This window comes from Pseudomonas sp. MPB26, from assembly GCF_046605355.1.
Taxonomy (GTDB): domain Bacteria; phylum Pseudomonadota; class Gammaproteobacteria; order Pseudomonadales; family Pseudomonadaceae; genus Aquipseudomonas; species Aquipseudomonas cedrina.
Map to the genome: position 1 here is coordinate 4,975,574 of NZ_CP176793.1, position 7,781 is coordinate 4,983,354.

Here is a 7,781-nt window from a genome sequence, read left to right on the forward strand (position 1 = left end):
CACAGCCACCTTTCAGTCGCAGACACGGTCGAGATCGAGATGAGTTCAAGCCCCGGCCATCCATTTGGCCAGTCCATGGCGCCCGCTGACCCCAAGCTTGGCCGCGGCACGCTTGAGATACGTCTCGATCGAGCTGTTCTTGACCCGTAGTTTTTCCGCCGTTTGCGGCACGGTGGCGCCGGTCAGCAGGCCCAGGCAGACTTCTTTCTCGCGGGCCGAGAGGACGATATCGCTCAGCGCCAGCCGGTCATCGAAGATTTGCGCGAGTGGCGCTTGGTCCGGCTCGGCCGGCGCCGGGCGAGGCTGCCGGCCGAGTCTTTGCCGGGTCATCTGTGCATGCCGTTCGATCAGCGGCAGCAAGGTGTCGGACAGACTCTTGAGAAACGCCAGCTCCGGAAGAGAAAACACCCGTTGGGTATGCGGCCGGTACACCGAAATCACGCAACGGCGATTGGAGGTACGCGACACCAGGTTGCACTGATGCACGCCGTGTTGCGGATGGCGCGGTAACAGGGACGCTTTCAGCTGAATCAGCAGCGAGTCGTTCATCTTGATCATTTTCTGCAGGAGCGGATTATCGCGAGGCCGCTCGATCGCTGCGTTGCAGTTGTCGGCGGGGGGGAGGCCCGCACTGCCCAGTGGCTTGATCTCGAGCACGCTGGCCTGGCGCTCGTCCAATATCCATTCACTGAGGTCGAGGCGGTTGACCGGCACCAGCGTGTCAACCAACTGGAACATATTGCTGGCGAAATGATCGTCGCCGATGCTGGCTATCAGCTCTCCGAGTTGCCAGTAGAAATGCGGGTTTTCCATGTTGCGAATACAACCGGTCAGATTCATGTCCTTCTCATCCCTGGTTCAGAGTCATCACCGCTTCGTCTGCCGCTCACGCAAAAGCCATCGCGCAATCCTCTCTCCTTGAATTGATCGAGCGAAATTTAATCTAGGCGCTTGCCCTGCGTCTGTAGCGGAGAACAGGGACACAAAGTGCCACTATTCCCGCTGGGATGCCCGCCGCAGACGCTTGCGTTAAATGGCGTTAATGACGTGCGGGTCGCGCCGAACGCCCGCGCTGTCGGCAGATGAGGTCTTTGCTCCGACGAGGACCCAGCGAAAAACACTACTGAATCATGGCGTTTTTCCTACATATGTTTCAGTCCTTTCCTCAGCGAACCGGCAAAGGCGCGCCCCAGGACGGCTTCCAGGGCGAGCGGGGCAGGGGCGCGCTGCGCTTGTCCGGGTTTCAGGTGTCATGCCAGAAACAGAGCCGATGCTTGAATAACCGGCAAATCACATGAGATGGATCTTATGCAGCCCACTTCTGCTCCCGCAGCGGACGAACTGTCCGCGCCTTGCGATACCTTTGCGCTGACCGCCGCCCAACGGGATATCTGGCTGGATCAACTCAGTCGCGGTGATTCACCGCTATACAACATTGGTGGATACGTAGAGTTAGATGGCCCGCTGGATCAGGCCCTGATGCAGGCGGCGCTGGCCTCTCTGGTCGCGAGCAACGACGCGCTGCGCACTGTCTTGCTGCCGGGCGCTGGCGCTGATGGCATGCCCCTGCAAACTTTTGCGCGGACGATGGCGGTGGGGATGCCGCTGTTTGATCTTCGCGGGCATGACGAAGCGCAAGCAGCGGCGCGGGCATTGGTGCAACAGCAGATGGAGCAGATCTATCGCCTGGATGGCCAGCCATTGTTTCGTTTTTGCCTGATTCGTCTGGATGATGAGCGTCACTGGCTGGCGACCCAGGCCCATCACTTGATTCTCGACGGCTGGGGCTTTGGCCAGATGCTCAAGTCGCTGGGTGAAATCTACAGCGCGCTGAGCGAGGGGCAATCACCGTCGATCTCGGCACCGTCCTATGTCGATTTCATTGCCGACGACGCACGCTATCAGCGCTCGAATCGGCACGCTCGCGACCGCGGTTACTGGCTCGACAAGTACCGTTCGCCGCCGGAGCCGCTGCTGCTGCCGCGGCATCGTCAGGGTACCGGCCAAGGCACAAGACCCTCACAGGCGCATGTGCAAGCCATGCCCGCGTTGCTGCATCAGCGTATGCAGCAATCGGCGCGACAGCTCGGTGCTTCGGCTTTCCATGTGTTGCTGGCGGCATTGCACGTGTATTTCAGCCGTACGGCGCAACGGGACGAGTGGGTGGTGGGCTTGCCGATTCTCAACCGTTCGGGCGCGCGCTTCAAAACCACTCTCGGCTTGTTCGCCCAGGTCAGCGCGGTACGCTTGGGGTTTGCCCAGGAGTTGCCATTTGCACACTTGGTGCGCGCGATCGCAGCTGAACTGAAGCAGGATCTGCGCCATCAGCGCTATTCCCTGAGCGAGATGAATCGAGCGCTGGGGCTGCTGCGCGAGGACCGGGCCCAGCTGTTCGAAGTGTCGGTGTCGTACGAGCAGGACGACCACGATTATCGCTACGGCGCGGCCTCGGCACACACCCTCAAAGTCTCCAATGGCCATGAAGCCACGCCGCTGGCGATCCATCTGCGCAGCAATCGCTTTAACGCTCAGGCCTGGCTGCACCTGGTTTACGACCAAACGTACTTTGATGCCACGGAAATTGAAGCGCTGGGCGCACGGTTGCTGTTGATTATCGAGCAAGGTCTGGAGCAGCCGGCGTTGTCGACGGCGAATTTCTGCCTCAGCACAGCGCACGAATCGAGGCAATTGCAGCAATGGAACGACACGCGAGTGGACTTCCCGCAAGACCAGACAATTGCTCAGCGTTTCACTGCGCAAGCAGCGCAGCAACCCGACGCTATCGCAGTGGTTTATCAAGGGCAGCAATTGACTTATGCCCAACTCAACAGCCAGGCCAATGCCCTCGCCCGAGATCTGCTTGCACTCGGTGTACAGCCCGATGACCGCGTGGCCGTTGTCGCCCGTCGCGGCCTTGATACGCTGGCAGGACTGCTCGGTGTGCTCAAGGCCGGCGCGGCCTATGTGCCGGTTGACCCGGCGCACCCGAGCGAGCGCTTGAGCTATTTACTGACGGACTGCGCACCGCTGGCGGTGCTGACGCAAAGTGATTTGCGCTCACGCTTGCCGCAGTTGCAAGTGCCGGTGATCGAGCTTGACCTGCGCGACTGGACGACCGGCAACGATGCCGACCCCATGGTGGCGGGGTTGACCGTGGCGAACCTCGCCTACGTGATTTACACCTCAGGCTCCACGGGTCTGCCCAAAGGCGTGATGGTCGAACACCGCGCTTTGGGCAACCTGATCGACTGGCATTGTCAGGCTTTCAGCCTCGGCCCCGGCCAGCACACTTCCAGCCTCGCCGGATTCGGCTTCGACGCGATGGCCTGGGAAGTCTGGCCGGCACTGTGTGCCGGTTCGACCCTGCACCTGGCGCCGGCCCATGACGGCAGCGAAGACATCGACGCGCTGCTGGGGTGGTGGTGCTCGCAACCACTGGATGTCAGTTTCCTGCCGACGCCCATCGCCGAATATCTCTTCAGCCGCGGACTCAAGCATCCGACCCTGCGCACGCTGTTGATCGGCGGTGATCGCCTGCGCCGGTTCAGCCGCGCGCAGTCGTTCGAGGTCATCAACAACTACGGCCCGACCGAGGCCACGGTGGTTGCCACGTTCGGCAGAATCGAGCCCGGACAAGCGCTGCATATCGGCAAACCCGTGAGCAACGCAACGGTGTACGTTCTCGACGAACAGCAGCGGCCGCTGCCGATCGGCATCACCGGCGAGCTGTACATCGGCGGCGTCGGTATCGCCCGCGGTTACCTGAATCGCCCGGATCTCACCGCCGAACGCTTCTTGCGCGACCCGTTCAGCGACGACCCGGCTGCGCGCCTGTATCGCAGCGGCGACCTGGTGCGTTGGCGCGCCGATGGCACGCTGGAATATCAGGGGCGCAGCGATGATCAAGTGAAAATCCGTGGTGTACGTGTCGAGCCGGGCGAAGTCGAGGCCGCGCTGAGCCATCACGATGCCGTTCAGGAAGCGGTGGTGCTGGCGCGCGACGGGCAGTTGCTGGCGTGGTTCAGCGAGCGCCGGCCGGTGGATGTCCTTGAGTTGCACGCGTATCTGCAAGCCCGCCTGGCCAGTGCCATGCTGCCGCAAGCGTACGTGCGCCTGACGGCGATGCCGCTGACCGCCAATGGCAAAATCGACCGCAAGGCCTTGCCGGCACCGGGGCCGGACGCTCTGGTCCGCCGCGACTATGTGGCACCGCAGGGCGAAGTTGAACGCGCAGTGGCGCAGATCTGGCAGGAGGTGCTGCAGGTGACGCGAGTCGGGCGGCACGATCATTTCTTCGAGCTGGGCGGGCACTCGCTGCTGGCGGTCAACCTCATCGAACGCATGCGCCAGCTCGGCATGAGTTGTGATGTACAAGTGTTGTTTGGTCAACCGACGCTGGCCGCATTGGCGGCGGCCGTCGGCAGCGGGCGCGAAATCGAGGTGCCGGCCAATCGCATTTCGGCCGATTGCGCCACGATCAGGCCCGACATGTTGCCGTTGATTGAACTGGATCAGGCTACGCTCGACCGCATTGTGGTCAGTGTGCCCGGCGGCGCGGCCAATGTGCAGGACATCTATCCGCTGGCGCCGCTGCAGGACGGCATTCTTTATCACCACATCACTGCCGCGCAGGGCGATCCGTACCTGCTGCAATCGCATCTGGCTTTCGCCAGCCTGGAGCGCGTCGAAGCCTTCGCCGACGCGTTGCGCGCGGCCATGGCCCGTCACGACATCCTGCGCACCGCCGTGGTCTGGGAGGGGCTGGTCACGCCAGTACAGGTGGTCCTGCGCAAGGCTGAACTGCCGGTGCAGGAAATGGCTATCGACCCCGCGCAGGGCGACGTGCTTGAACAATTGCATCAGCGCTTTGATGCGCGCCGTTACCGCCTCGACGTCAGCCAGGCACCGCTGCTGCGCTTGATGTTTGCCCGCGACCCAGCCAAGGCGCGAATTGTCGGTGTGTTGCTGTTTCATCACCTTGCGCTCGATCACATTGCGCTTGAAGTGCTGCGCGCAGAAATGACCGCCAGCCTTGCCGGGCAGCGCTGGCCTTTGCCGCCAGCGGTGCCGTACCGCAACTATGTTGCGCAGACACGGTTGGGCGTCAGCGAAGCGGAACATGAAGATTTTTTCCGCGAGATGCTCGGTGATATCGACGAACCGACGCTGCCGTTCGGTTTGCACGACGTACAAGGCGATGGTCGCGGTATCGAGGAGTCGCGGCAACAACTGGCCGGCGAACTGGACGGGCGACTGCGTCAGCAGGCACGCCGGCTCGGCGTCAGCGTCGCCAGCCTGGTTCACCTGGCTTGGGCGCAGGTGCTGGCAGCGACATCGGGGCAAGAACGAGTGGTATTCGGCACGGTTTTGATGGGGCGCATGCAGGGCGGCGACGGCGCCGACCGCGCACTCGGGGTGTTCATCAATTCCTTGCCGTTGCGCGTCGATGTCGCTGCGTCTGCGCGGACCGCTGTGCAGACTACCCACCAGAGTTTGACCCGATTGCTTGGGCATGAACATGCATCGCTGGCCCTGGCCCAGCGATGCAGTGGCGTGGCTGCGCCGACCCCGCTGTTCAGTGCGCTGCTCAACTATCGCCACACCGACCGTCAGCTCGGCCATGCCGAAGGGCCGGACTGGCAAGGCATCGAAACCCTCGCTAACGAGGAACGCACCAACTACCCGCTGACCCTGAGCGTTGACGATTTCGGCGATGGCGTGCAATTGACCGCCAGGGCAGTGATCAGCATTGGCGCGCAACGCATCGGTGATTACATGCACATGGCCTTGGGCGGCCTGGTCGACGCACTGGAACAGGACGCGGGCCTGCCGTTGAGCCGGCTGCCGGTTCTGTCACCGACAGAGCGAGATCAGTTGCTGACCCGCTTCAACGCAACCGCAGTCGAATGCCCACTTGAGCAGCCACTGCACAGGCTGTTCGAACAGCAGGTGCAGCGCCAGCCGGATGCGATTGCGTTGCAGGCCGGCGACGCGCAACTGAGCTGGCGGCAACTCAACGAACAGGCCAACCGTCTGGCCCATCACCTGCGTGAACAAGGGGTGCAAACGGATGCACGCGTGGCGATCTGTGTCGAGCGCAGCCTTGAGCTGGTGATCGGCCTGCTCGCCATTCTCAAGGCCGGTGGCGCCTACGTGCCGCTGGACCCGGATTATCCGCTGGCGCGTCTGCAATTCATGTTGCGCGACAGCGCCCCGGTGGCGGTGCTGCTGCACGCGGCGACCCGCAATCTGCTGGGCGAAGTGGAGGTGGCCGTGGTCGACCTCGACCACAGCACCTGGGACGAGGCGCCGAGCACCAATCTGCAGGTGCCGGGCCTGAGTGCGTCGAACCTCGCTTACATGATCTATACGTCGGGCTCCACCGGCACGCCGAAGGGTGTGATGATCGAGCACCGCAGTGTCTGCAACCTGATGCACTGGGGCACGCAGATCCGGCCGCCGACCGCCGATGGCGCGCTGTTGCAAAAGGCACCGTTCAGCTTCGACAGCTCGGTGTGGGAGATTTTCTGGCCATTGAGCGCCGGTTTGCGGCTGGTCCTGGCGCGTCCCGATGGCAACCGCGATTCGGCCTACGTCACGCAGGTGATTCGCGAGCAACGCATCAGCGTGGTCAAGTTCGTTCCGGCGCTGTTGCAGCAGTTCCTTGAACAGGACGATGTCAGTGCCTGCACCAGCCTTACCGACGTGTTCTGTGGCGGTGGCGACCTCACCGTCGCCTTGGCCCGTGCCATGCGCGAACGCTTGCCGTGGGTGCGCCTGCATAACGTTTACGGACCGACCGAAACCACGGTCGACAGCGCCGCCTGGACCCTGGAACCCCATGATCCGGTACCCGAGCGGGTCATACCGATCGGCAAGGCACTGGCCAATACGCGGCTGTATGTGCTTGACGGCAACGATCAGCCGGTGCCATTGGGCGTCGGCGGCGAACTGCACATTGGCGGCATTGGCGTCGCGCGTGGTTACCACGGATTGCCCGGGATACAGGCCGAACGCTTTATCGATAGCCCGTTCGTGGCGGGGGACCGTTTGTATCGCAGCGGCGATCGCGTGCGTTATCAGGCGGACGGCAATCTCGAATTTCTCGGCCGCACCGACTTTCAGCTGAAGTTGCGCGGTCTGCGTCTCGAACCGGGAGAAATCGAAGCGCGGCTGATTGAGCATGTCGCCGTGCGCGAGGCCGTGGTGCTGGTGCGCGATGAGCGCCTTGTAGCGTATTTCACCGTGCGCGACGGCCACGCTGAGCCTTGCATCGAGCATTTGCGTAAGCATGTCTTGCAGCAATTGCCGGAGTACATGGCGCCGGCCGCCTTTGTGCGGCTTGCGGCGATGCCGCTGACGCCCAATGACAAGATCGATCGCAAGGCCTTTCCAGCCCCCGGCGCCGAGCACTTGCTCAGTCGTGCCTACGTGGCGCCCGAGGGCGATATCGAACAGGCCGTGGCGCGCGTCTGGGCCGAGACGCTGGGCATTGAGCAGGTCGGTCGCAACGACAACTTTTTCGAGTTGGGCGGGCATTCGTTGCTGGCGGTGAGTCTTGTGGCGCGCATGCGTCAGGCCGGGCTGCATGTCGACGCCAGCACGCTTTTCAGTCAGCCGACGCTGGCGGCACTGGCGGCGCAATCCTCGCGGCAAACGCACAAGGTCGACATCGCGCCGACCACCCTTCCGCAGCTCACCCGCAAGCGGCGGATCTGATCCTGCACCGGGATCTGTGCTCGCGCAGTAGCGTCTGGTGCTGCGGCGCGGAGCGGGACTTG

The 7,781-nt window shown here is 62.9% G+C and carries 2 protein-coding genes; one reads left to right on the plus strand and one right to left on the minus strand.

The annotated features are described in order from the left end of the window. Positions 1-45 precede the first annotated feature (45 nt). On the minus strand, positions 46-840 hold the full coding sequence (locus tag ACLH0H_RS23015) for a helix-turn-helix transcriptional regulator (protein WP_411379765.1): 795 nt from the start codon (positions 838-840) through the stop codon (positions 46-48). A 468-nt stretch (positions 841-1,308) separates the two neighbouring features. Here ACLH0H_RS23015 and ACLH0H_RS23020 point away from each other — a divergent pair, with 468 nt between their 5' ends. Then, positions 1,309-7,719 carry an amino acid adenylation domain-containing protein gene (locus ACLH0H_RS23020; protein WP_411379766.1) on the plus strand — a complete coding sequence of 2,137 codons (6,411 nt, stop codon included), beginning with the start codon at positions 1,309-1,311 and terminating at the stop codon, positions 7,717-7,719. The last annotated feature ends 62 nt before the right edge of the window (positions 7,720-7,781 follow it).

Coding starts and splice junctions, on each gene's coding strand:
- ACLH0H_RS23015 (WP_411379765.1), bottom strand. CDS start 840: ATGAATCTGACCGGTTGTATTCGCAACATGGAAAACCCGCATTTCTAC.
- ACLH0H_RS23020 (WP_411379766.1), top strand. CDS start 1,309: ATGCAGCCCACTTCTGCTCCCGCAGCGGACGAACTGTCCGCGCCTTGC.